We start from the raw sequence: 24,606 nt of genomic DNA on the forward strand, positions 1-24,606 counted from the left end.
CATATGAGATTATTAATACTCTTACTACTGTTAAGCTTTAAATCTTTTAGCCAAAATCAAAAGAAACACAGTTACTTTCTTAATGAGAAGGGAGAAACAATAACGCAAAACAAATTTCATGATCAATCAAAAACAGGGAAATACACCTGGACTGATTATGAAACTAAAGATTCTGTAAACATTAGGCTTATCTATAGGGAATCTTATGGCAGAATTGATACGATACAAAAAAGACATCTCTTAAAAGTCTTAAAACAAGTAACAGGTATTACTGTAAATAAAAATCAAACAATTGTTATAAATTTTTCATTCCTGAAGGATATTCCAAATCAAAAACGTTGTATAGATTTTTACACTTCTCAAAAATCATATAGAAACTTTTTTAAAGGGAAAGAACAATTCGCTCAATTTTATATAACAGAAATAGGGTTTAAATATCCTAAAAAGTTTGTTTTTGAAGACAAAAATGATGAGATAAGAAAAATGCTCTTTCCTTATGGTGATTACTGCAATTACATAATTATTAAACCTGATGGCAGGTTTTACAAACAAATGGGAGAGCATCGTCAGGATGTAATACCACAAATAGCAAAATCAGACTGGTAAAATTTTATTAAGCATATAAAAGTTAACTGAACATTTCGCTAACTTTATAGTATACCCAAAATACTATTATATGCTTGTAGACAAACGTGTACCTATACGATATCTTTTCAACCTTGTTAAATATGAAATGCTTATAGTGTTTATACTTACCTTAGGTATTCATTTTATAACTGAGCATATATACGACTATCTTCCGGAAATGCCACTTACAATAGCAACATTTTTAGGTACCGCTATTTCAGTATTATTGTCTTTCAAAATGAGTCAGTCGTATGACCGTTGGTGGGAAGCACGTAAAATATGGGGTGCCATCGTAAACGACTCCCGTAGTCTTGTGCTACAGCTTCAGGCATTCGTGAAAGATAACGATCGAGAAACCATTAAAAGAATCGGTTACCGTCAAATTGCCTGGTGCTATTGTCTTGGACGGTCGTTACGTGGACTTAATGCATTGGAAAATTGCGAAGAATTTTTATCAGAACAAGAGATAAACAGGGTAAATACACATAAAAATAAAACTCTTGCAATCCTTCAACTTAATGTAGAAGATATTCGTACTATCAGAAATGAAAATAAGTTAAGTGATTTCGAGCATATTCAGCTGAATAATACCTGTGTACGCTTTTCAGATAGTATGGGAGCTGCAGAAAGAATAAACTCAACCGTATTTCCTACAACGTACAGGATGTTCCTTCATTTTACGATTTACCTGTTCGTAATCATACTTTCTATAGCATTAAAAGGAGTTACATTATTATATGAACTCCCTTTACTAATGCTTCTGTCTTTAGTATTCTTTATGCTTGAAAAAACTGCTTATTATTTACAGGATCCTTTTAGGAACAGACCAAGTGACATTTCTGTTACTGCTATAGCACGAAATATAGAGATTAATATCAGACAACTACTTCACGAAGATGATGTACCTGATCCAATAACGAAAGATGAGTTCTATATAATGTAGTTATATAACTTACTTTATATCTTATATCGTCCCATAATACATTGCCTTAACGATACCGTCAGAAAGACCTATCTTAGGAACATAGATATTACGCGCACCACTCCATTTCATAGCATTAAGATAAATGCGTACAGCATAAATGATAACGTCAGCACGGTCAGGATTCAGTGCCAATTCAGCAATACGTTGTTCGTAGCTTAAACCATTAAGGAATTGATACTGACTATTTACATAGAAATAAGAAAGTGGTTTTTCCTGTTGTTTACCTGACATCTTGAACAGTTTATTAATATTTCCTCCCGAACCGATAAGGGTTATGGTTTCATAAGGTTCACATACCGTTTTAATCCATTTCTCAATTTCAAGCCAGACCACGTCATTTACCATATTGTTCAACAGGCGAACAGTACCGTTCTTGAATGATTTTGATGCTACGATCTTACCGTTGGCAAACAATGAAAATTCAGTACTACCACCACCTACATCAACATACAAATATGTTTGATCCGTTTTAACCAAATGATGCAAGTCAGTATTAGCAATAATAGCTGCCTCTTTTTTTCCGTCAATAATATCAATCTTGATACCTGATTCTGCTTCTATTAAATCAGCTACTTCCTTACCATTATAAGCTTCACGCATTGCAGATGTTGCACAGGCCATGTATTTCTCAACTTTATGAACTTTCATAAGGAGCTTATAGGCTTTCATAGCATCAACCATACGCTCTATATTCTCATCAGTAATCTCACCAACTGTAAAAGCATCCTGCCCCAAACGTATAGGCACCCTTACTAATGAGCTTTTATTAAATTGCGGCGCTGCACCTTCCTGCTCTACAATATTGGAAATAAGTAGCCTCATGGCATTTGAGCCAATATCTATAGCAGCATATTTTTTTATAGTAATCATTCCTTTAATCCTAACTAACGCAGTGCGGAAGCTTTTTTATTTAATATGTTCGTAAATCACATCCATCTTATTCCTGTAATAATTATAGGTTTCAAGCTGAGCCCGGAAAGGCTTTTCATCAGGTCGTTTCCTATATTTATTTTCCAGATTTTCTGAATGTAGCCTTGCTTTAACATTAGCTTTCCATCCTATATTGAAAGTATCAATTAGCTCAGCCTTAATATCTTCATCATAAATTGGACAAGTTACTTCTACCCTAGCATCAAGATTTCGCGTCATGAAATCTGCTGATGAAATAAACACTTCAGGATCACCACAATTGGCAAAAATATAGCATCTGGTATGTTCGAGATAATTATCTACAATGCTTATCGCTTCGATATTTTCACTCATGCCCGGAATGCCCGGTATAAGACAACAAATACCTCTTATTATCAACTGTATTTTAACGCCTTCCCTACTTGCTTCATAAAGCTTATCAATCATCTTATAGTCAGTAAGGCTATTCATTTTCAATTTAATATAGGCTTCCTTACCTGCAATAGCGTTTAATATTTCCCTGTCTATAAGCTTATAGAATTTAGTCCTGGTGTAATGTGGCGACACGAACAGATGCTTATATCTGTGCACTCGATAGTTAACCTCAAAAAATTCGAAAATACGCTGAACCTCTCTAAGTATATGCTGATGACTTGTAAACAAGGTCACATCAGTATAAACTTTAGCTGTAGATTCATTAAAGTTACCGGTAGATATAAAACCGTAACGTTTAATCTTATTGTTTTCCATGCGTTCTACAACGCATATCTTACTGTGTACTTTTAAACCTTTAACACCAAATATCAGATTAATGCCTTCTGTTTGCATCTGCTCAGCATACGATATATTACTTGCCTCATCAAAACGCGCCTGAAGCTCAATCTGAACAGTTACTTTTTTACCATTTTTTGCTGCATTAACAAGCGAACTTATAATTTGCGAATTCTTGGCAAGTCGGTATAAAGTAATACTTATTGATGTAACTTTCGGATCCAGCGCCGCCTCTCTTAAGAACTTAATCACATAGGCATATGATTGATATGGTGCATTTAAAAGATAATCCTTTTGTCTAATTCTATGCAGTATGCTTCCCTCAAGACTCAAACCCGGCACAGGTAAAGGTACATTTTGCTGATAAAGCAGATCCTGCCTCCCCATGTTAGGAAAATCCATATAATCACGCCTGTTATGATATCTTCCTCCCGGAATAATACTATCAGAAGAATCAATTTCCATTCGTGTAAGGAAGAAATCAAGGGTATCCTGTCCAATTGCCTGATCATACACAAAACGCACAGGCTCACCAATCCTTCTGTCTTTTACGCTCGTGGAAATCTTTTCCATAAGACTTTTACTCTGATCGCTATCAATTTCAAGCTGGGCGTCTCGGGTAATTTTAATCATGTGAGCCGAGATACTCTCATACTTGAATATATTAAAAATACTGTGTAAGTTGTAACGTATAACATCATCAAGCATAATGATATACTGTTTTTCGTTATTTGAAGGCAGTATAACGAACCTGTTTATAGTTTTAGGGATCTCTATAACAGCATATCTTATTTCACTTATAGGAATTTCAAGTCCTTCAATAGGCTTCGGCTTCATTACGAGTTTAACTGCAAGATAACCTGAAGTATCTTTCAGAAGAGGAAACTCATCAAGATCATTAAGAATGATGGTTACCAACTCCGGACTAACTTTCTGGATGAAGAAATCTTTTACAAATATTTCCTGCTCTTTGGTAAGTTGTGTTTCGCTTACCATAAAAATGTTTTCCTTCTCAAGCTCTTTTTCAATAACGCTGAGAATACGTAAGCTTTCCGATTGTTGTTCAATAACAATATCGGTAATTTCTGTAAGCAGTTTTTGAGCAGAAATACCACCCAATATCTTTTCACCTGTTTGTCCGGTAAGGCTTAACCTTCTTATGGCTGCATAACGCACCCTGAAAAATTCATCGAAATTATTAGAAAATATACCTAAAAACCTGAGCCTGTCAAGCAATGGAACTTTATCATCTCCTGCCTCTTGCAGTACTCTAGCGTTAAATGCAAGCCAACTTTTTTCTCTGTCAATGTATCGGTTTACCGGTGAGTGGTGAATCATGCTTTTTTAATTCTCTTGGAAATAATACTTTTTTTATTGTTCCCTTTTGTATATCCTTCCAGTCGTTTTCCTGAAAGGAAAGGGAAACAAAACCAGCAGTAGGTACATTATCTACAGCAAGGTTCCCAAAGGTATTAACAAAATTAGTAATAGCGTCGTTATGTCCAAAAAGAATTAAGTTATCAAATTGATTATTGCAGGTTTTAATTACTTTTTCCAGAGCTCTGGAATCAAAAGTATAAAGATCATCCTTAAAAATAATTGTATCTAAAGGTATGGAAAGGTTCTCTGCAAAAATATACGCTGTGTTTTTAGCACGTTTAGCCGTACTACTCCATACAATATATGTTTTTGGAAGATATCCCTCAACTTTAGATGCCACAAGATGTGCATCATTTATGCCTCTGTTAGAAAGAGGCCGGTCTTTATCCACCAAAGGAGTATCCCAGCTCGACTTAGCATGGCGGATTAAAATCAAGTTTTTCATAGAGTCAAGGTTTAAATAGTTATGTATCTATATATTAAATATCCGAATTATAACTACTCCTTTATCTATAAATTTTGTTAAATTTTAAGCACTGTCTCTTATGGTGCCAGTCTTTCAGTCTTCCAACTGTAATCAGGCAACAAACTGTATCGGATTCGGTCGTGTAATCTATTAGGCCTTCCCTGCCAAAACTCCATTTCAACAGGACGAACCAAATAGCCTCCCCAATGTAGCGGTCTCGGTATTTCTTTTCCCTGAAATTCGTGTTCAAGATCTTTAAGATTGCCTTCTAAAAATTCTCTTGAAGGGATTACCTGGCTTTGAGGGGATACTAAAGCACCCAGCCTGCTACCCTCCGGTCTGCTTTCAAAATAACCGTCAGAGATATTCTCAGAAACTTTCTCAGCCTTTCCTTTTATGATAACCTGACGTTCCATGCCTTCCCAAAAAAATGAAAGACAGATATTAGGATTTGCAGCTATTGCTTTTCCTTTTTCAGAATCATAATTAGTAAAGAAAATAAAACCTTCGTAGGTATATTGCTTTAGTAACACCACACGGCTTTTAGGGAATCCATCCAATCCAAAGGTCGAAACCGTCATGGCATTCACCTCTCCGGGCCCATCAAATTCCTCAACCTCAATAAACCATTTTTTGAAAAGATTAATCGGGTCTTCAGGGAGATTACCTTCTAAAAGTTCGCTCTTTTCATAAGAGCGGCGATAGTTACCTAAATCAGTCATTTTATTGGATGATTAGATTTTTTGATTTTTATGCAATACAAATTTATGGATAATCTTCTTCTAAGAATCGAATAATCGGGAATCTAATTAAACTCAAACACCTTACTATCATCTGCTAAATGTACATTCTCAAAAACAGTCTGTGCTTCTTCTTTAAAAGGCTCAATAGAACCGTATCTCGTAGAATAATGTCCCAAAATCAGGTGCTTTGCATTTGCTTTAACAGCAATCTCAGCAGCTTGTTTCGCTGTTGAATGCATTGTTTTCTCACAATACTGCTCATCAATATCCAGAAAAGTACTTTCATGATAAAGCACATCTACATCTCTTATAAGGGATACTATAGTTTCATCATATAAAGTATCAGAACAGAATGCATAACTCATTGGTGGATAAGGATCAAAAGTCAGCAATTCATTTGGTATAACCTTTCCGTCTTCGAGAGTCATATCACTGCCACTTTTCACTTTATTATAATAACAGGTTTCAATACCATACTCATTCACAGCATCAAGATTCAGCTTTCTGTCTCCGGTTTTTTCCTGAAACAAAAAACCATTAGTATAAACCCTGTGCTTTAAAGGAATAGTACTCACAATAACCTTATCATCTTCAAAAATCACTTCTGATTCTTTACTATCAAGTTCATGAAAATATAAATTGTAACTCGTCCATGAACCTGACGTTTTCAATAAAAGCAGTATAACCTCTTTTATACCTTTAGGTCCATATACATGAAGGTCATTCTGCCTTCCCAATAAGGAAAAGGTAGATATGAGCCCTATAAGACCATAAAAATGATCTCCATGTAAATGAGATATGAAAATGTGATTAATTCGTGAGAATTTAATCTTGTTTTTTCTCAACTGCACCTGTGTACCCTCACCACAATCTATAAGAAACATTCTGTTCTTCATTTCCAATACCTGAGAAGTAGGATTAGTAAGCGAACGTGGTGTAGCGGCATAACAGCCAAGTATAGTTAAATTCATTTTTTTAATTTCAAGTTTCAGGCTTTAAGTTGCCCAAACACTTAAAACCTGTAGTTTTTAAAAGCCGAGATCTCTTTCAATCTCTTCCATTTCAATTATGTCGTGAGCTTCCAGCAAAGTAGGAACAACTACCATTTCATCAGGAACATCAGAATACTCAATATCCGAAGCAACCATAACGAATGATTTCTTTGCTTTGCGGTGTTTGTTGGACAAAGGCAGGAAAGATAGCAAAACATCCAGACTTATTCCATTATCCTGACTCATATCAAGGATAATATTTTTTTCCTTGTAATTATTGTATTCAGCAGTTATTTTATCATGAAAGATTTTTACATCTCCCTGAGTATCTTTAATAATAACTGTATGTCCTTTTTCTTCTACTTTCATTTCTTTTGAGTTACTGAGTAGCTTAGGTTCTTAGTTACTAAGGTACAAAGTTGAATATAAATTTAAACAGCCTGGCTGTAAACTGTGACTGTGACCTGCCTTTGCCGGCAGGCGACTGAAAACTAAATTATTGCTTGATCTTAGAGGCTAAAAGATAAATAACAGCCATTCTTACTGCAACACCATTCTCAACCTGATCAAGAATCACTGATTGCTGTGAGTCAGCAACATCACTTGTAATCTCAACACCACGGTTTATTGGCCCCGGGTGCATGATTACTATTTCTTTATCCAATGAATCAAGTAAAGCTTTATCAACTCCATACTGCTGTGCATACTCACGTGTTGACGGGAAATAATTCACATCCAGTCTTTCATTCTGAACCCTTAGCATATTGGCTACATCAGCCCATTCTAATGCTTTACGAAGGTTTGGTTCAACTTTTACTCCAAGTGATTCAATATACTTCGGTATAAGCGTATTCGGCCCACAAACCTTAACTTCAGCACCCTGCATTTGTAGTGCGAATATATTAGAAAGAGCTACCCTTGAGTGAAGGATATCGCCAACGATAACAACTTTTTTACCTTCAACACCACCAAGCTTTTCACGGATTGTATAAGAATCAAGCAGACCCTGTGTTGGATGTTCGTGTGCACCATCTCCGGCATTCACTATGCTTGCATTAACATTTCTCGAAAGAAAGTGTGCAGCTCCCGGCTTTTCGTGACGCATAACCACCATATCCACTTTCATCGAAAGAATATTGTTTACAGTATCGATAAGCGTTTCACCTTTCTTAACCGAAGACTGAGCTGCCGAAAAGCTTATTACATCAGCAGAAAGCCTTTTTTGTGCCAGTTCAAAAGACAGTTTTGTTCGTGTACTGTTCTCAAAGAAAATATTAGCTATTGTAATATCCCTAAGTGAAGGTACTTTCTTTATTGGTCGGTTAATTACTTCTTTAAATTGATCGGCAGTTTCAAAAATAAGGTCAATATCGTTCTTGTTGATATATTTTATCCCTAATAAATGATTAACGCTTAATTCTTTCATTGTTGTTACTGTTGCAGTTAAGCCTTATATTAAATAAACACTGTCTTCCCCTTCATTTTCTTTCCAGGTCACTTTTACTTTTTCATCGTTGATAGCATCAACCTGGCGCCCACGATAATCAGGCTGTATTGGCAGATGACGGCTAAAACGACGATCAATCAGCACCAGCAATTCAATTTCTGACGGACGTCCGAATGATTGTATTGCTGTAAGCGCGGCACGTATACTGCGCCCCGTGTAAAGAACATCATCAATAAATACCACTTTTTTATTCTCAACAAGAAAATCTATCTCTGTCTTGTTTGCCTCAAGAGGCTTGTCTGAACGGCGAAAATCATCCCTGAAGAAAGTTATATCAAGAAAACCAAGCTGTATGCCTGACACGTTGTATTCTTCTTCCAAAAGCTGTTTTATTCGCTCAGCAAGAAAACGTCCGCGTGGCTGAAGACCAATAAGTACGGTATCTGAAAAATCAAGATGTTTTTCAATCAACTGGCAGGCCAAACGGTGTAGAATGATATTGACTTCTCTTGAAGTAAGCAATATTTTGTGGCTCATAATGCGGTATTGTGTTTGGATTGTAAAAGTAGGTAAAAAATGGATTTAGAAAAAATATGAAAGCAATAAATTAGACCAATCTTACTCCCTTTTACATCTTAATGTTTTTACAATTGATTCAATTTTAACAAAATTCGGTTTTTGCAGTGGTAACTTTAGATTAATAACCTAAAAAACAAAAAAATCATGCAAAGCAGAATATTTAAATTAGGATTCCTCGCATTGTTATTCGGTACTATGTTAACCAGCTGCGAGCTTGTAGGCGATATTTTCCAGGCCGGTATGGGTGTTGGAATTTTTATAGTAATCGCCGTAATTGTACTTATAATCTGGGTAATTAGCCGCTTCAGGAAATAATCGTTCTTTATTGGTAATAAAAAAACCCGTAGGCATTGCTTACGGGTTTTTTGTATATTAATTGTACATTTTCTTTCTCAGTTCCTGAATCTTCTCATCATCAAGATAATCATCGAATGTCATGTAACTGTCTATAACACCATTTGGAGTGATCTCAAGTACTCTGTTAGCAACAGTTTGTGCAAACTCGTGGTCATGCGTTGTAAACAATACCGAACCTTTAAAGTTTTTCAATGAGTTGTTGAACGCGGTGATCGACTCAAGGTCAAGGTGGTTTGTAGGCTCATCCAGCATAAGCACGTTAGCACGAAGCATCATCATACGCGAAAGCATACAACGTACTTTTTCACCTCCTGATAATACACGACCTGTTTTTAGTGCCTCTTCACCACTGAAGATCATCTTACCAAGGAATCCACGGATGTAAACTTCATCACGCTCTTCTTCTGTCTTAGCCCACTGACGAAGCCAGTCAACCAGTGTAAGGTCATTTTCAAAGAATTCGTGGTTATCAGCCGGAAGATATGATTGTATAGTAGTGATACCCCAGTCAAACGAACCGCTGTCCGGAGTCATGTTTCCATTTATAATTTCATAGAAAGCCGATGTAGCACGTGAATCTTTAGAGAATACCACGATCTTATCGCCTTTAGCCATGTTAAGGTCAACATTCTTAAATAATACCTCACCATCAATAGATGCGCTAAGGTCTTTTACGTTAAGAATCTGGTCACCTGCCTCACGCTCCTGATCGAAGATGATCGCAGGATATCTTCTGCTTGAAGGCTTGATATCATCAACCTTAAGTTTCTCAAGCATTTTTTTACGGCTTGTAGCCTGTTTCGACTTCGCAACGTTGGCAGAGAAACGCATAATGAACTCCTGAAGTTCTTTCTTCTTCTCATCAGCCTTTTTATTCTGCTGGGCACGTTGTCTTGCAGCAAGCTGACTCGACTCATACCAGAAGGTATAGTTACCTGAGAAGTGATTGATCTTACCGAAGTCGATATCTGATATATGTGTACACACAGCATCAAGGAAGTGACGGTCGTGCGATACAACGATTACTGTATTATCATAGTTTGCAAGGAAGTTCTCCAACCATGCGATAGTTTCAAAGTCAAGGTCATTGGTAGGCTCATCCATGATAAGTACGTCCGGGTTACCAAACAACGCCTGTGCCAATAGCACACGTACTTTAAGCTTACCATCCATCTCGCCCATTAATGTATAGTGGAATTCTTCACCTATACCTAAGTTAGAAAGCATTGATGCCGCATCAGAATCAGCATTCCACCCATTCATCTCTTCAAAAATAACCTGAAGCTCTCCTACTCTTTCACCATCTTTATCAGAAAAGTCAGGCTTAAGATAAATCTCGTCCATTTCTTTCTTAACCGCATAAAGGGTTTTGTTACCCATCATTACGGTTTCAAGCACGGTGTGCTCGTCAAACATATTGTGATTCTGGTTAAGTACCGACATACGTTTGCCAGGCTCAAGGTGTACGTGACCTGATGTAGGATCGATATCACCTGCCAATATTTTCAGGAAAGTAGATTTTCCTGCACCGTTAGCACCAATGATACCGTAGCAGTTGCCATGGGTAAAAGTTGTGTTTACTTCGTCAAACAATATACGCTTTCCGAACTGAACCGATAGATTTGAAACTGATAGCATTTTCTGAAAAATTTTTGCAAAAGTAGTGAAAAAAATTGGTTTTTAGGTTGTCGGTTGATGGTTACCGGATTTTAAATTTTACCTCTAATAACTTTTGCCTTTTGCCTAAAAACTTATACCTTCATTACTTAATCGGAATCCATATCTCCTCTTCCGAATCAGGATCGCCGTTTTTGTATTTAGGGCCAACTATTTCAAAATGCGGACGGTTGTCAAGTTCATAACCCGAAGCTGGCAGCCATTCTCCAAAAATATAGCTGAATACATCAAACCCATTCTTGTGTGACCCTTTATAATAAAACACAGCATACTGCCCTGCTGGAATTATAAAAACTCCCATCCCTTCTGGTACAGGGGCTGAGTCCTGAACTTCAATCGCTGCCCATTTTATGAATTGTGTATGCGGACTGAAAGGATTAAAAAAATCCTTACCATATACCTGTAGTGAATACATCTGCTCAGGATTGATTACACCGGTAATCGTTTTACGCTGCGGCATAAAACTGCTCCACAGTTCGAAGGTTTTGTTTTCGGCAAAGGTCATGGTAAGCCATTTGCCAATTAGTTTTTTGGATGGGATGGTTTGGATAGTTGGGGTCATAATTATGGTAACAGCCATTTTTGCCATTGTGGCCTTGCTGAAAATTTCCTGTAATAATAAGCAAAACTCCTGAATTGGTTTGGCAAAGGCAAATCATTCTGTTTTGCATATTCGGTATATTCTGAAACAGTTTTAACAGGCTTGCTTTTTCCTGATTCTAAATTGTAAACGACATAATCATATTTCGGACTTTCAGAAGAATCTTCATGTGATACAACTGCACACAGTTGATTCCCTTTTACAGCATAATTGTTAATCCTTAAGCTATTTGATATATTGTCTTTTACAGGATAAAAATAAACCATAAACCCATCAGCACAATACACATGCTGATCATAACCTACCGGCACTTGAACTGTCTCTCCAAATCCGTTATCCCTGCCGTACGAAAACCTGTAACACATCAAAACTATAAACAGAACGAATGCAACCGATGTCCAAAATTTTATCTTGTTCTTGTTGACAACTGAAAGAAAACCAGCTTTTGAAAATTTATTGACAATCAGTACAATTGAAAGCACAACAGCCGAATATACTAATGCTAATAATACTGAATGAATCACGGTTATTATAAATTCAAGACATGCTACAATCATTACTTATTCATTTGATACGTTGTAAGTTTTTTGATAAGTCCGTTTTCCATTTCGAAAACGTCACAAAAAACAGCATCCAGTAAGTCTCCATTCTTGAAATAACATTGCACAGCTCCTTCAGCAATCACAACATTGTTTTCTTCGGTCATTCTGCTAATTGTGATTTTTGGTAATCCTGTGAAAGCATCATTGGCAATTTCCTTATCAAAAGCTTCCTTACCCTGCAGATTGATGAATTGCGGCATATACCATATTACATCATCGGTAAGGGTTGAAAGTATAGTTTCATGGTCACCGGCATTAAAACCATCCATGTACTTTTGTACGGTTTGTTTGTTTTGAGTCATTTGTTTGTTGTTTGATGACATCAAATATACTCAAGAGCCATAAATTAAAACATATTTAAACATCATAAGTTTCATTCCCACTTTAACAATTCCTTACTCCTCACCTATATATAAAAACTGCTTAAAAATGAGTACCTTTGCGTTTTGCACAAAAATGCTATGTTAGATACTACTGAGACTATTGAAGTGTTAGGCGCCCGTGCGCACAACCTTAAAAATATTGATGTTACCATACCGCGTGAAAAACTTGTTGTGATTACCGGGCTTTCGGGTTCAGGGAAATCATCGCTGGCTTTTGACACCATTTATGCCGAAGGGCAGCGCCGCTACATCGAGACGTTTTCTGCCTATGCGCGTCAGTTCCTTGGCGGACTGGAACGTCCTGATGTAGATAAGATCGACGGCCTTAGTCCCGTTATTGCCATTGAGCAGAAAACAACCAGCAAGAGTCCGCGTTCTACTGTAGGTACCATTACAGAGATCTATGACTTCCTGCGTCTTCTTTATGCCCGTGGAGCAGATGCCTATAGCTACGTTACCGGTGAAAAGATGGTGAGCTACAGCGACGACCAGATAAAAGAACTTATCGTTGAGAAATTCAACGGTAAACGTATTACCATACTTGCCCCAATAGTCCGCACCCGTAAAGGGCATTACCGTGAACTTTTTGAGCAAATATCCAAACAGGGCTTCCTTAAAGTTCGTGTGGATGGCGAAATAAAAGATATCGAACCGGGAATGAAACTCGACCGTTACAAAAATCACGATATCGAAACGGTTATTGATCGTATGGCGGTTGATGCCTCTGCCGATACAGACAAACGCCTTACCGAAAGCATAAAAACAGCGATGTATCACGGTGAGGATGTAATGATGGTTATTGAGCACGACACCAATGAAGCACGATACTATAGCCGTAACCTGATGTGCCCTACCTCGGGTATCTCTTACCCTAATCCTGAACCGAATAATTTTTCGTTCAACTCCCCTAAAGGAGCTTGTCCGCATTGTAACGGTTTGGGAACTGTCAATGAGATTAACATAAAAAAGATCATACCTAACCCTAAACTTAGCGTTAAGCAGGGCGGTTTTGCGCCACTTGGCGAATATAAAAGCTCATGGATCTTCAAGCAGATTGAAGTAATCGGTGAGAAATTTGGTTTTAAGCTTACGGATCCTATCGAAAACATCTCTGAAGAAGCGATGGATATGATCATGAATGGTGGTAAGGAGAAATTTTCAATCAACTCAAAATCACTAGGTGTAAACCGTGAATACAAAATTGATTTCGAAGGTATTGCCAGCTTTATCAAAAGCCAATATGACGACAGCAACAGTTCGTCGCTAAAGCGTTGGGCCAAAGATTTCATGGACGAGGTAAACTGCCCTGTATGCCACGGCACACGACTACGACAGGAATCCCTGAACTTTAAAGTAAACGGACTGAACATTGCTGAGCTTTCTTCGATGGATATCTCAGACCTTGCCGAATGGTTTGAAGAACTTGACAATAACCTTTCTGAAAAACAGAAAGTGATTGCGATGGAAATTGTAAAAGAAATCAAGGCACGCCTTAGTTTCCTTGTTGACGTAGGATTGAACTACCTGTCGCTGAACCGTGGTTCTGGAACACTTTCAGGGGGTGAGGCACAGCGTATCAGGCTTGCAACACAGATTGGATCACAGCTTGTAGGAGTGCTTTATATCCTTGATGAACCGAGCATCGGACTTCACCAGCGTGATAACGAGAAGCTTATCAAATCTTTGGAATCATTACGTGATATCGGAAACTCGGTACTTGTGGTAGAACACGACAAAGACATGATTGAGCGTGCTGATTATGTAATTGACATCGGCCCTGCTGCAGGACGTTTCGGCGGACAGATTGTTAGTGAAGGCACTCCGGCAGAACTACTGAAAGAACATACGCTTACAGCAGCTTACCTTAACGGTGAGAAAGAAATAGCAGTTCCTAAAAAACGTCGTGAGGGCAATGGTAAAACCTTAAAACTTACCGGCGCAACAGGAAACAACCTTAAAAACGTTTCTATAGAAATTCCATTAGGAAAAATGATATGTGTTACAGGAGTTTCAGGAAGTGGTAAGTCGACACTAATCAACGGAACGCTATACCCTATCCTGAATGCACACTTCTTTAACGGCGTTAAAAAACCACAACCTTATAAGAAAATAGAAGGCCTTGAACATATCGACAAGGTTATTGATATAGACCAGTCACCTATCGGGCGTACACCAAGGTCTAACCCTGCAACCTATACAGATGTGTTCTCAGAAATACGATCACTGTTTACACAAACACCTGAGGCTATGATCCGTGGTTATAAACCTGGACGTTTCAGCTTTAACGTAAGCGGTGGCCGTTGTGAAACTTGTGAAGGATCAGGATTACGTGTTATTGAAATGAGCTTCCTGCCGGATGTATATGTAGAGTGCGAAACCTGTCAGGGCAAACGTTTTAACCGTGAAACGCTTGAAATACGTTACAAAGGAAAATCAATTTCGGATGTATTGGATATGACGGTTGACGAAGCCGTTCCATTCTTTGAAAACATACCTAAGATTTATAGAAAGATAAAAACCATACAGGATGTGGGGCTTGGCTATATTACGCTTGGACAGCAGAGTACTACCCTTTCTGGTGGTGAGGCACAGCGTATTAAACTGGCAACAGAGCTTTCAAAAAAGGATACAGGAAATACATTTTATATTCTTGATGAGCCTACAACGGGACTTCACTTTGAAGATATCCGTGTATTAATGGAGGTTATTAATAAACTTGTAGATAAAGGAAATACGGTACTAATTATTGAGCACAATCTTGACGTTATTAAACTGGCTGACTACATCATAGACATTGGTTATGAGGGTGGTAAAGGCGGAGGACAGCTTATTGCCAAAGGAACACCTGAGGAGGTAGCTAAAAACAAAAAAAGCTACACCGCGCATTTCCTGAAAAAAGAACTATCTTAGAAACCTGTTTTACTCATTATTTAGTTTAAAAAGCCATGAAAGAAAAGTTTGAAAACGACGACGAATGGATTAACGACAGCCTAAAGCAAAAATCCTGGCATGAGATAAGAAGTAATGACTCGTGGGTTATCTTTAAGATAATGGCAGAGTTTGTAAACGGTTACGAAACTATGGCCAGAATTGGTCCGTGTGTTTCGATATTCGGTTCTGCCAGGACAAAACCTGAAGATCCCTATTATCTTTTAGCTGAAGAGATTGCCTGCAAAGTATCTAATGCCGGTTATGGCGTTATTACCGGTGGTGGGCCCGGTATCATGGAAGCCGGTAACAAAGGTGCAAGCCAGGGTAGCAGCCCATCAGTGGGACTAAATATTGAACTTCCTTTTGAGCAGCACTTCAATCCTTATATCGACCACGACAAAAACGTAAATTTTGATTACTTTTTCGTAAGAAAGGTAATGTTTGTTAAGTATGCTCAGGCATTTGTGGTAATGCCCGGTGGTTTTGGTACACTCGACGAGATGTTCGAGGCACTAACCCTTATTCAGACTAAAAAGATTGCTAAATTTCCTATCATTCTTGTTGGATCTTCGTTTTGGGGAGGCTTGATGGACTGGATAAAAAACGTTTTGATTGAAAAACACCATAATGCTAATCCTGAAGACCTTAACCTTATAAAAGTTGTAGACACAGCTGAAGAAGTTGTAGAGATTATAGATAACTTTTACAAGAAATACAGCCTTAGTCCTAACTTTTAATATATTGCGCTATATATTTAACATCAGGCGAAGCAACCCTTCGCCTGATTTTACACCTACTATAAAAAGTTTAACGGGTAAATCTCTAAGTGCAATTGGAAATTAAAAGACATTTTTTTTTCATACTTCTACTGTTATGTTCGGTACAGCTACATTCACAGCATCTTGTCAGGATGTTTGCTGAAGTAGATACCGAAAAGCAGGTATTGGCAGTAAAACAAGAAATAACTTTTAATAATCAAACAAACGACACACTACACTCCGTCATTCTTAACGACTGGAATAATGCTTATTCAGCTAAAGACACCCCTTTAGCAAAGCGTTTTTCCGATGAATTTGTCAGAGCATTTCATTTAGCAAGTGATAATGATCGTGGTAATACGACCATACATTCTGTAAGCGATCAGTACAGCCTTAGTATTCCATGGCAAAGACCTGAAGGACATCCTGATTTGGTTGAGCTTCGTCTTAATTCACCTATCCTTCCGGGAAGGCAATTTAAAATTACAATTAACTACCACGTTAAGATTCCTGCTGACAGGTTTACACGCTATGGCTACAATGATAAAACAAAATCATTCATACTCAAAGACTGGTTTCTTACTCCTGCCCGTTTTGAAAACAATCAGTTTGCGCAATATAGCAATGAAAACCTTGACGACATTGCCAACGCAACGTCTGATTACTATATAAACCTTACAGTTCCAAAAAACTACTATCTCACCACTGATCTTAATGAACACGACAAATATGATAAGAAAGGTTTATGGGTATATGAACTTGAAGGGAATAACCGTTTAGGTTTCACCATTGCGTTAGATCAGTTTGACAGGTTTGAAGACTTTAAAACCGAAAACGCTACTGTAGTTTGTAATTTTTGGGATGGCCGTGTTACGGAAGTTCAAAAAAATACGATCATTAATCAGATAGCATTATTTACGCAGGATAAACTGGGTTCATATCCTTTTGAAAAAATAATGGTTACCCAAACTGATTACGACCGTAACCCTATGTATGGTATTAATCAGCTACCTGCGTTTATCAGCCCCTATCCTGACTCTTTTATTTTTGAGATCAAATTCCTTAAGACATATCTAAATAATTACCTGAAAAACACGTTAAAACTCGATCCGCGTAAGGACAACTGGATATATGATGCCATCCAGATTGAACTGATGATAAAGTACATTGAACAATACCACCCTGACAGAAAAATGATGGGCAAGCTGTCTAACTGGGGTATCTTAAAAGGGCATAAGATATTTAAAATGGATTTTAATGATCAGTATAGCTATGTTTATCTGCTTACAGCAAGGAAAAACCTCGATCAGCCAATAGGTGATCCTAAAAATACTTTCATAAAGTTCAATGAACAAATATCAGGAAAATACAGGGCTGGCCTAAGCATGTATTATCTGGACGATTACCTTGGCGAAAATATAGTTCCTGCTACACTCACTGATTTTTATAAAGTAAACCTGAGCAGCAGAGTTACAAACAGGAATGATTTTAAAAATATACTTAATAGCAAAACCACAAAAAATACCGATTGGTTTTTCGATACTGTTGTCGATACACGAGATATAATTGATTTTAAATTTAAGAATGTCGTAGAAGAAAAGGATTCACTTAAAATAACTATTAAAAACAGAAAAAATACAGAAGTCCCCGTATCTTTATATGGTCTTAAAAAAGGAAAAGTTGTTTTCAAACAATGGCTTGAGGGTATAAAGACCGATACTACTTTAACTGTAGCCAGACAGGATGCCGACAGGCTTGCTCTTAACTTTAATAATGAAATTCCGGAATTCAACAGGCGTAATAACTGGAAAAGACTGGATAAATTCTTCCCCAACAATAAACCTTTAAAATTTACTTTCTTCCAGGATATTGAAGATCCAAATTATAATCAGATATTTTACGTACCGAGCTTTGTATTTAATATATATGATGGATTCTCGCCGGGCTTACGCTTTCACAATAAATCATTACTTGACAAGCCATTTATCTTTGACATCGAACCAACCTACTCTATCAAAACCAATGAGCTTATAGGTTCGTTTTCATTATTATTTAATCAATACATCCGAAAAGGACAACTATACAGTATACGATATGCAGTAGGTAGTTCTAGATATCATTATGCTCCTGATGCCCGCTATTTGAAATTCAATCCATCGGTGCTTTTCCGTTTACGGGAAGACGATTATCGTGAGAATAAAAAACAGAGCATTTTAGTTAGACAGGTATTGGTTAACAGGGAAAAGTCTGCTTACATCGCCACTGATGAACAAAATGAAAACTATTCTGTATTTAATCTTCGATACAGCAGGTATGAATCTGAAATAATACGTCATTACAATTTTTTTACTGATCTTCAATTATCAGGATCTTTCGGAAAGGTTTCGGGAGAAATACAATACAGAAGGCTTTTTAATGATAACAGACGTATTAACCTGAGATTGTATGCCGGTGCATTTATATATCGCAGCACTGATTCTGAATTCTTTAGTTTCGGACTGGACAGGCCTACAGATTATATGTTTGACTATAGTCTCTACGGACGTTCAGAAACCACAGGATTGTTCAGTCAGCAATATGTTATAGCTGAAGGAGGTTTTAAATCAAAACTTGATAACCGATATGCTAATCAATGGATGACAACGGCTAACGCCAGTTTTAATATATGGAACTGGATTGAAGTGTATGGTGATGCAGGATTTATAAAGAGTCATTATACCGATGCTGAGTTTGTTTACGATAGTGGTGTACGCCTAAATATTCTTCCTGACTATTTTGAATTGTATTTTCCGATATATTCAAGTAATGGTTTTGAACCCGGATTAGGCAATTATGACCAAAAGATACGTTTTGTCGTAACCATAAGTCCAAGTACACTTGTAGGATTGTTTACCAGAAAATGGCTCTAAACACAAAATAGCCTCTAAAAATTACACAAAAAACATTTTTTATGTGTTTTTGATGAGATAAAAACATTCAAAACATACACATCGAAACTTTTATTATCAAAACTGAAATCATTTTTTTTTGATGTTATGCTACTATATCATTCTTTTAACTAAATTTGTACTTCCACTAAACCGGTTTTATGACAGATACAGAAACAAAAAAATCGATTTCATTTGAAGACTTCAAAACTGAAGTACTAAACGACTATAAGATTGCTGTAACCAGCAGAGAATGTAGCCTTTTAGGACGCCGTGAAGTACTAACAGGTAAAGCTAAATTTGGAATATTTGGCGATGGAAAAGAAGTACCACAGCTTGCTATGGCTAAAGCCTTTAAAAATGGGGACTTCCGTTCCGGCTATTATAGAGACCAGACCTTTATGATGGCTATTGGCCAACTTAATATACAGCAATTTTTTGCCGGACTTTACGGACACAGTGACCTAAATCACGATCCAATGTCTGCCGGAAGGCAGATGGGCGGGCACTTTGCTACGCATAGTCTTGATGAGAACGGTAACTGGAAAAACCTTACGTTACAGAAAAACTCAAGTTCTGACATCTCTCCTACTGCTGGACAAATGCCAAGACTTCTTGGTTTAGCACAGGCATCTAAAATATACCGTAACGTTACAGGTATAGAAAATAAAACCAATTTTTCAATCAATGGAAATGAAATTGCATGGGGGACAATAGGGAATGCAAGTACTTCTGAAGGTTTATTTTTCGAAACTATCAATGCTGCAGGTGTTCTACAAGTTCCTATGGTAATGAGTGTATGGGATGATGAATATGGAATTTCTGTTCACGCACGCTACCAGACAACCAAAGAAAACATATCTGAAATCCTTAAAGGTTTCCAGAGAGATGAGAATGGTAAAGGTTATGAGATTATAAAGGTAAAAGGATGGGATTATCCTGAGCTTATAGCAGCTTATGAAAAAGCAGCCAAAATAGCACGTACAGAACATGTACCGGTACTTATTCACGTTTACCAACTAACACAACCTCAGGGGCACTCAACTTCAGGTTCGCATGAACGTTACAAAAATGCTGACCGCCTTGCATGGGAAGCTGAATATGACTGTGTCGCTCAAATGAAAAAGTGGATGCTTGAAAACAATATGGCTACCACAGAAGAACTTGACACCATTGAAGAACAGATTAAAAAAGAAGTCCTTGAAGGTAAAAAAGCAGCATGGGCGGCTTATGTTAATCCGATAAAAGAAGAACAAAAAGAACTTTTAGCTGTACTTAACAGCATTGCTGCTCAAAGTCCAAATAAAGTCTTTATTGATAAATATGTGTCTGAGTTATCAGCTATCAAAGAACCGATAAGAAAAGACCTGTTGGTTACTGCAAGAAAGATCCTTCGCCTTATCGTAAAAGAGAATGGCAAAAATATCCTTGCACAGTGGATTACGGATTACACAGAAAAGACACAACCGAGATACAGCTCTCACTTATTCTCTCAATCGGATAAGAATGCGCTAAATATTAAAGAAGTACTACCTCAATACAACGATGATGCTGAAGATGCTGACGGTCGTATGGTTATGCGTAATAACTTTGACGCTATATTCAGTAAATACCCTGAAGCACTTGTTTTTGGTGAAGACTGTGGTAATATTGGAGACGTAAACCAGGGACTTGAAGGTATGCAGGAAAAATATGGAGATTTCCGTGTTTGTGATGCAGGTATCCGTGAAGCTACTATCCTTGGACAGGGAATCGGTATGGCAATGAGAGGCCTTCGCCCTATTGCTGAAATACAATATCTGGATTATTTACTTTACGCAATTCAGATTATGAGTGATGACCTTGCTACGCTTCAGTACAGAACAGCAGGAAGACAAAAAGCGCCACTCATCATCAGAACACGTGGCCACAGGCTGGAAGGTATATGGCATTCAGGTTCACCTATGGGGATGATCATCAATGCTATCCGCGGTATCCATGTGCTTGTACCAAGAAACATGACTAAAGCTGCCGGTTTCTATAATACTTTATTAACTACTGATGAACCCGCTCTTGTAGTTGAATGCCTTAACGGTTATCGCTTAAAAGAAAAAATGCCATCTAACTTAGGTGAATTCAAAACACCTCTTGGGGTTGTTGAAACACTAAAAGAAGGTAAAGATATTACGCTTGTTTCTTATGGTTCAACATTACGTATCGTTGAGCAGGCTGCAAAGGAATTGCTTGAAGTAGGAATCGATGCTGAAATTATTGACGTTCAGTCATTACTCCCTTTCGACATTAATCATGATATTGTTAAAAGTGTAGCTAAAACAAATAGGCTTCTTGTCATTGATGAAGATGTTCCCGGAGGTGCATCTGCTTATATACTTCAGCAAATCGTTGAAGAGCAAAATGCTTACAAACACCTTGACAGCAAACCTGAAACGCTTACCGCTAAAGCGCACCGCCCTTCATACGGAACAGACGGTGATTATTTCTCTAAGCCTTCTTCAGAAGACGTATTCGAGAAAGTATATGCTATTATGCACGAAGCAAAACCTAATGAATTCCCTAAATTATACTAATCGGTACAATTTGAATACAATAAGAACGCCCAACATATTGTTGGGCGTTTTATTTTTATCTATTTAATGTATATTGTTTTTACATTCACAAATTCTTTTATTCCGTTTTCAGCTAACTCTCGTCCGTAGCCTGAACGCTTTACCCCTCCAAAAGGCAATGCCGGATCTGATTTAACCATTGCATTGATAAATACCGCACCTTCTTCAAACAAATGAACTTTGCTTTTAATGTTTTCAACGTCTTTGGAAAAAACTGTTACACCAAGTCCAAATTCAGATTGATTACTTAATTGTACTGCCTCTTCAAAAGATGAAAAAGGCATTACAGGAACAGCAGGCCCAAAAACTTCTTCTTTAAATACCGGCATGTCAGTTGTAACATTTATAAGAACAGTAGGACTGTAAAAAGCTCCTTCTCTATTACCGCCTGTCACAATCTTAGCTCCCATTTCAATTGATTTGTTTACCTGTTTTTCAACATCTTCTGCCAGATCAATACGAGCTAGTGGACCAATATCAGTAGTTTCCAACATTGGATCTCCTGACTTCAATGCTTCAACTTTAGCTTTGAACTTATCCAGAAAAACATCAAATACAGAATCGTGCACCAAGAATCGCTTAGCTGCTATACAACTTTGACCTGTATTCTGCATTCGGGCAGTAACAGCAACCGATACAGCATCTTCTACATTAGCATCTTTGCAGACGATAAAAGCATTACTGCCTCCCAATTCTAAGACAGCTTTCTTGATTTGTTTAGCAGCTGTAGAAGCCACAGCAGCACCTGCTTTTTCGCTTCCGGTAAGGGATACAGCTTTTATGATTGGATTATTGATAACCTCTTCTACCTGATCACTCGCAATCAGTAAGTTTTGATATACTCCTTTCGGAAATCCGGCTTCCAAAAAAATGTCTTCCAATAATTGAGCGCAACCGGCAACATTTGATGCATGCTTAACCAAAACGGTATTACCTGCAAGAATTGAAGGAACAGCAAATCTGAACACCTGCCAGTAAGGAAAATTCCACGGCATTACGCCCAATATAGCACCAAGAGGTTCATAAGTAACATAGCTTTCGGCAGCATCAGATTTTATGGTTTCAGGAGCTAAAAAATCTTCTGCATTTTCGGCATAAAAATCGCACAATATACCACATTTTTGTACTTCGGCAAGAGCCTGTTTTAAAGGTTTTCCCATCTCCAAAACACAGGTTTTAGCCAGTAAATGTTGTTGTTTTGTTAAAACAAATCCTAAAGTTTTGATAAAATCTACGCGCTCTTTAACATTTGTATTTTTCCAATGTGTAAAGGTTATCTGACTAATGCTTATGGCGTCCGAAATCTCTACCCCATTTAAACACTGGTAGTTCGCTATGAAATTATTGTTAAAAGGGTTTATTGTTTTTATGGTTTTTCGCATGATTAACAGTATTTTACATTAAGAAACCTTGATTTTTTCATTTTTCTAAATTACTACTTTTACAAAAAAAATCATCAAAACAATAACCAATATTATGAAGAAAATTGCATTCCCTTTATTATTAGTTTGCCTTACATCGGCAAGTTTAAAAGCACAGGATTCACAGGAAATGACTGCAGATGGCCAAGACTTTAATAAATGGTCTATTGAGGTAAGCGGCGGTGCAAATAAACCCTTCAGGACGTTTACACCGGGATTTACAACAGACCGTGTAAATTTCTTTACTGTAGATCTTGGAACAAGGTACATGTTTAACAATAAATTCGGTTTAAAACTGGATTTTGGTTACAACAAATTTGAAAACAACGATGAAACTCCGGAATTTGAAAGTACTTACCTAAGAGGAGATATCCAGGGGGTTGTAAACCTGGGAAGAGTATTAAATTTTGAAGACTGGACGAGTTGCATCGGTTTATTAATGCACGCAGGTGGAGGTGTTTACCAGTTAAAAGCCGATAATGGATTTGACGGAGAAGACTGGGGAGCTAATCTTATCGGAGGTTTTACAGCCCAGCTTAAACTATCCGACCACGTTGTTCTAACAGGTGATGTAACAGGAATTGCAAATGGATTCCAAAACTGGAATTTCGATGGAATGTCTCAAACTAGCACAACTGTTGATGGACTTATTCTGAACGGTACACTTGGTCTTACTTTTTATCTGGGTGGTCATGAAAAACATGCTGACTGGGTAACAGATGTTAAGACAGATGAACTAGCAGCACTTGAAGAAAGAATTGGTTCAGTAGAAACTATGATGAACGATTCTGATAAAGATGGAGTTCCTGATTATCTTGATGTAGAGCCAAATTCAACAGCTGGTGTAGCTGTAGACACTAAAGGTAGAGCCGTAGATTTAAACAACAATGGTGTACCTGATGAGTTAGAATCTTACATTGAAAACAAAACAAAAACCAACACAACAACTACAGGTACAGATTTACAAGGACTTATTAACGGAGGTTATGTTAATGCATATTTCGATTTCAACAAAGACATGCCTAATGCACAATCTACAGCCGGTATTAACTTCCTGATCAAATACCTGAAAGAGAATCCATCTGCTAAAGCTGATGTTATAGGATATGCTGACGAAATTGGTAACAGTGATTATAATAAACAACTATCACAAAGAAGAGCTGAAAACGTTAAGAAGATACTTGTTGATTCAGGTATAGACGGTTCAAGACTGAATATTATTGCAAATGGTGAGGATTCATCAGTAAATAAAGATAATAAACAAGCCCGTCAGGTAGTGAGAAGAGTTACATTTATCATTAAATAATAACTTTCAAAGGTTAGACTAATCCCTCGCTTAGGCGGGGGATTTTTTTATGCTTCTGACTAGTCCTAAAATAGGTTGACTATTTTTTGATTATACAAATTTGATAAAAGTTCAGGCATTTTCAAGTTGTCTGAACTT

The 24,606-nt window shown here is 37.4% G+C and carries 21 protein-coding genes; 8 read left to right on the forward strand and 13 right to left on the reverse strand.

Annotated elements, in window-relative coordinates; all coding sequences use genetic code 11:
• The first annotated feature begins 3 nt into the window (after positions 1-3).
• Positions 4-606: a hypothetical protein gene (locus ACFSR3_RS13145; RefSeq protein WP_379821552.1), complete on the forward strand. Its 603-nt coding sequence runs from the start codon at positions 4-6 to the stop codon at positions 604-606.
• A 70-nt stretch (positions 607-676) separates the two neighbouring features.
• Positions 677-1,570, forward strand: coding sequence for a bestrophin family protein (locus ACFSR3_RS13150; RefSeq protein ID WP_379821554.1), 894 nt, complete (start codon positions 677-679; stop codon positions 1,568-1,570).
• Positions 1,571-1,591: 21 nt separating this feature from the next.
• On the opposite strand, the gene ACFSR3_RS13155 is transcribed toward ACFSR3_RS13150, so the two are convergent.
• The 8 genes from ACFSR3_RS13155 to pyrR all read right to left on the reverse strand — a co-directional run bounded on the left by ACFSR3_RS13155 (position 1,592) and on the right by pyrR (position 8,857).
• A complete protein-coding gene (locus tag ACFSR3_RS13155; protein WP_379821555.1) occupies positions 1,592-2,482 on the reverse strand; it encodes a Ppx/GppA phosphatase family protein in 891 nt (296 codons plus the stop codon).
• A 36-nt stretch (positions 2,483-2,518) separates the two neighbouring features.
• Positions 2,519-4,630, reverse strand: coding sequence for a polyphosphate kinase 1 (gene ppk1 / locus ACFSR3_RS13160; protein ID WP_114756773.1), 2,112 nt, complete (start codon positions 4,628-4,630; stop codon positions 2,519-2,521).
• Positions 4,596-5,117, reverse strand: coding sequence for a SixA phosphatase family protein (locus tag ACFSR3_RS13165; protein WP_379821557.1), 522 nt, complete (start codon positions 5,115-5,117; stop codon positions 4,596-4,598). Before ACFSR3_RS13165 ends, ppk1 begins: the two co-directional genes overlap by 35 nt.
• 98 nt (positions 5,118-5,215) lie before the next feature.
• On the reverse strand, positions 5,216-5,860 hold the full coding sequence (pdxH, locus tag ACFSR3_RS13170) for a pyridoxamine 5'-phosphate oxidase (RefSeq protein ID WP_379821559.1): 645 nt from the start codon (positions 5,858-5,860) through the stop codon (positions 5,216-5,218).
• A gap of 83 nt (positions 5,861-5,943) precedes the next feature.
• On the reverse strand, positions 5,944-6,852 hold the full coding sequence (locus ACFSR3_RS13175) for a ribonuclease Z (protein WP_379821561.1): 909 nt from the start codon (positions 6,850-6,852) through the stop codon (positions 5,944-5,946).
• Positions 6,853-6,909: 57 nt separating this feature from the next.
• Positions 6,910-7,242 (reverse strand): ribonuclease Z, encoded by a 333-nt coding sequence (locus tag ACFSR3_RS13180; RefSeq protein ID WP_379821564.1) that lies wholly within the window; start codon positions 7,240-7,242, stop codon positions 6,910-6,912.
• Between the two features lie 127 nt (positions 7,243-7,369).
• Complete coding sequence (locus ACFSR3_RS13185) at positions 7,370-8,299, reverse strand: aspartate carbamoyltransferase catalytic subunit (protein WP_379821566.1); 930 nt, start codon at positions 8,297-8,299, stop codon at positions 7,370-7,372.
• 24 nt (positions 8,300-8,323) lie between these two features.
• A complete protein-coding gene (gene pyrR / locus ACFSR3_RS13190) occupies positions 8,324-8,857 on the reverse strand; it encodes a bifunctional pyr operon transcriptional regulator/uracil phosphoribosyltransferase PyrR (RefSeq protein WP_114756779.1) in 534 nt (177 codons plus the stop codon).
• A 186-nt stretch (positions 8,858-9,043) separates the two neighbouring features.
• On the opposite strand from pyrR, the gene ACFSR3_RS13195 reads away from it, so the two are divergent.
• Positions 9,044-9,214: a hypothetical protein gene (locus tag ACFSR3_RS13195; protein ID WP_379821568.1), complete on the forward strand. Its 171-nt coding sequence runs from the start codon at positions 9,044-9,046 to the stop codon at positions 9,212-9,214.
• Positions 9,215-9,271: 57 nt separating this feature from the next.
• On the opposite strand, the gene ACFSR3_RS13200 is transcribed toward ACFSR3_RS13195, so the two are convergent.
• From ACFSR3_RS13200 to ACFSR3_RS13215, 4 genes are all read right to left on the reverse strand, one after another.
• The gene (locus ACFSR3_RS13200) at positions 9,272-10,894 is read right to left on the reverse strand and encodes an ABC-F family ATP-binding cassette domain-containing protein (protein WP_379821569.1); all 1,623 of its coding nucleotides are present in this window, start codon (positions 10,892-10,894) and stop codon (positions 9,272-9,274) included.
• Positions 10,895-11,018: 124 nt separating this feature from the next.
• A complete protein-coding gene (locus tag ACFSR3_RS13205; RefSeq protein ID WP_379821572.1) occupies positions 11,019-11,513 on the reverse strand; it encodes a GyrI-like domain-containing protein in 495 nt (164 codons plus the stop codon).
• Positions 11,498-12,091, reverse strand: a complete 594-nt coding sequence (locus tag ACFSR3_RS13210) for a hypothetical protein (protein ID WP_379821573.1) — start codon at positions 12,089-12,091, stop codon at positions 11,498-11,500. The genes ACFSR3_RS13205 and ACFSR3_RS13210 overlap by 16 nt, the downstream gene beginning before the upstream one ends.
• Positions 12,091-12,438 carry a nuclear transport factor 2 family protein gene (locus ACFSR3_RS13215; RefSeq protein ID WP_379821575.1) on the reverse strand — a complete coding sequence of 116 codons (348 nt, stop codon included), beginning with the start codon at positions 12,436-12,438 and terminating at the stop codon, positions 12,091-12,093. Before ACFSR3_RS13215 ends, ACFSR3_RS13210 begins: the two co-directional genes overlap by 1 nt.
• 159 nt (positions 12,439-12,597) lie before the next feature.
• Between ACFSR3_RS13215 and uvrA the strand changes: the two genes are divergently transcribed.
• From uvrA to ACFSR3_RS13235, 4 genes are all read left to right on the forward strand, one after another.
• Positions 12,598-15,429 carry an excinuclease ABC subunit UvrA gene (gene uvrA, locus ACFSR3_RS13220; protein WP_379821576.1) on the forward strand — a complete coding sequence of 944 codons (2,832 nt, stop codon included), beginning with the start codon at positions 12,598-12,600 and terminating at the stop codon, positions 15,427-15,429.
• A gap of 35 nt (positions 15,430-15,464) precedes the next feature.
• Positions 15,465-16,187, forward strand: coding sequence for an LOG family protein (locus tag ACFSR3_RS13225; protein ID WP_379821578.1), 723 nt, complete (start codon positions 15,465-15,467; stop codon positions 16,185-16,187).
• 95 nt (positions 16,188-16,282) lie between these two features.
• Positions 16,283-19,117, forward strand: a complete 2,835-nt coding sequence (locus tag ACFSR3_RS13230) for an aminopeptidase (RefSeq protein ID WP_379821580.1) — start codon at positions 16,283-16,285, stop codon at positions 19,115-19,117.
• A 179-nt stretch (positions 19,118-19,296) separates the two neighbouring features.
• The gene (locus tag ACFSR3_RS13235) at positions 19,297-21,702 is read left to right on the forward strand and encodes an alpha-ketoacid dehydrogenase subunit alpha/beta (protein ID WP_379821581.1); all 2,406 of its coding nucleotides are present in this window, start codon (positions 19,297-19,299) and stop codon (positions 21,700-21,702) included.
• Positions 21,703-21,761: 59 nt separating this feature from the next.
• Here ACFSR3_RS13235 and ACFSR3_RS13240 read toward each other — a convergent pair whose 3' ends face one another.
• A complete protein-coding gene (locus ACFSR3_RS13240) occupies positions 21,762-23,123 on the reverse strand; it encodes an NAD-dependent succinate-semialdehyde dehydrogenase (protein WP_379821584.1) in 1,362 nt (453 codons plus the stop codon).
• Positions 23,124-23,217: 94 nt separating this feature from the next.
• Between ACFSR3_RS13240 and ACFSR3_RS13245 the strand changes: the two genes are divergently transcribed.
• Positions 23,218-24,468, forward strand: coding sequence for an OmpA family protein (locus tag ACFSR3_RS13245; protein WP_379821586.1), 1,251 nt, complete (start codon positions 23,218-23,220; stop codon positions 24,466-24,468).
• Positions 24,469-24,606: the final 138 nt, after the last annotated feature.

This window comes from Flavobacterium suzhouense (assembly GCF_042684765.1).
Taxonomy (GTDB): Bacteria; Bacteroidota; Bacteroidia; order Flavobacteriales; family Flavobacteriaceae; genus Flavobacterium; species Flavobacterium suzhouense.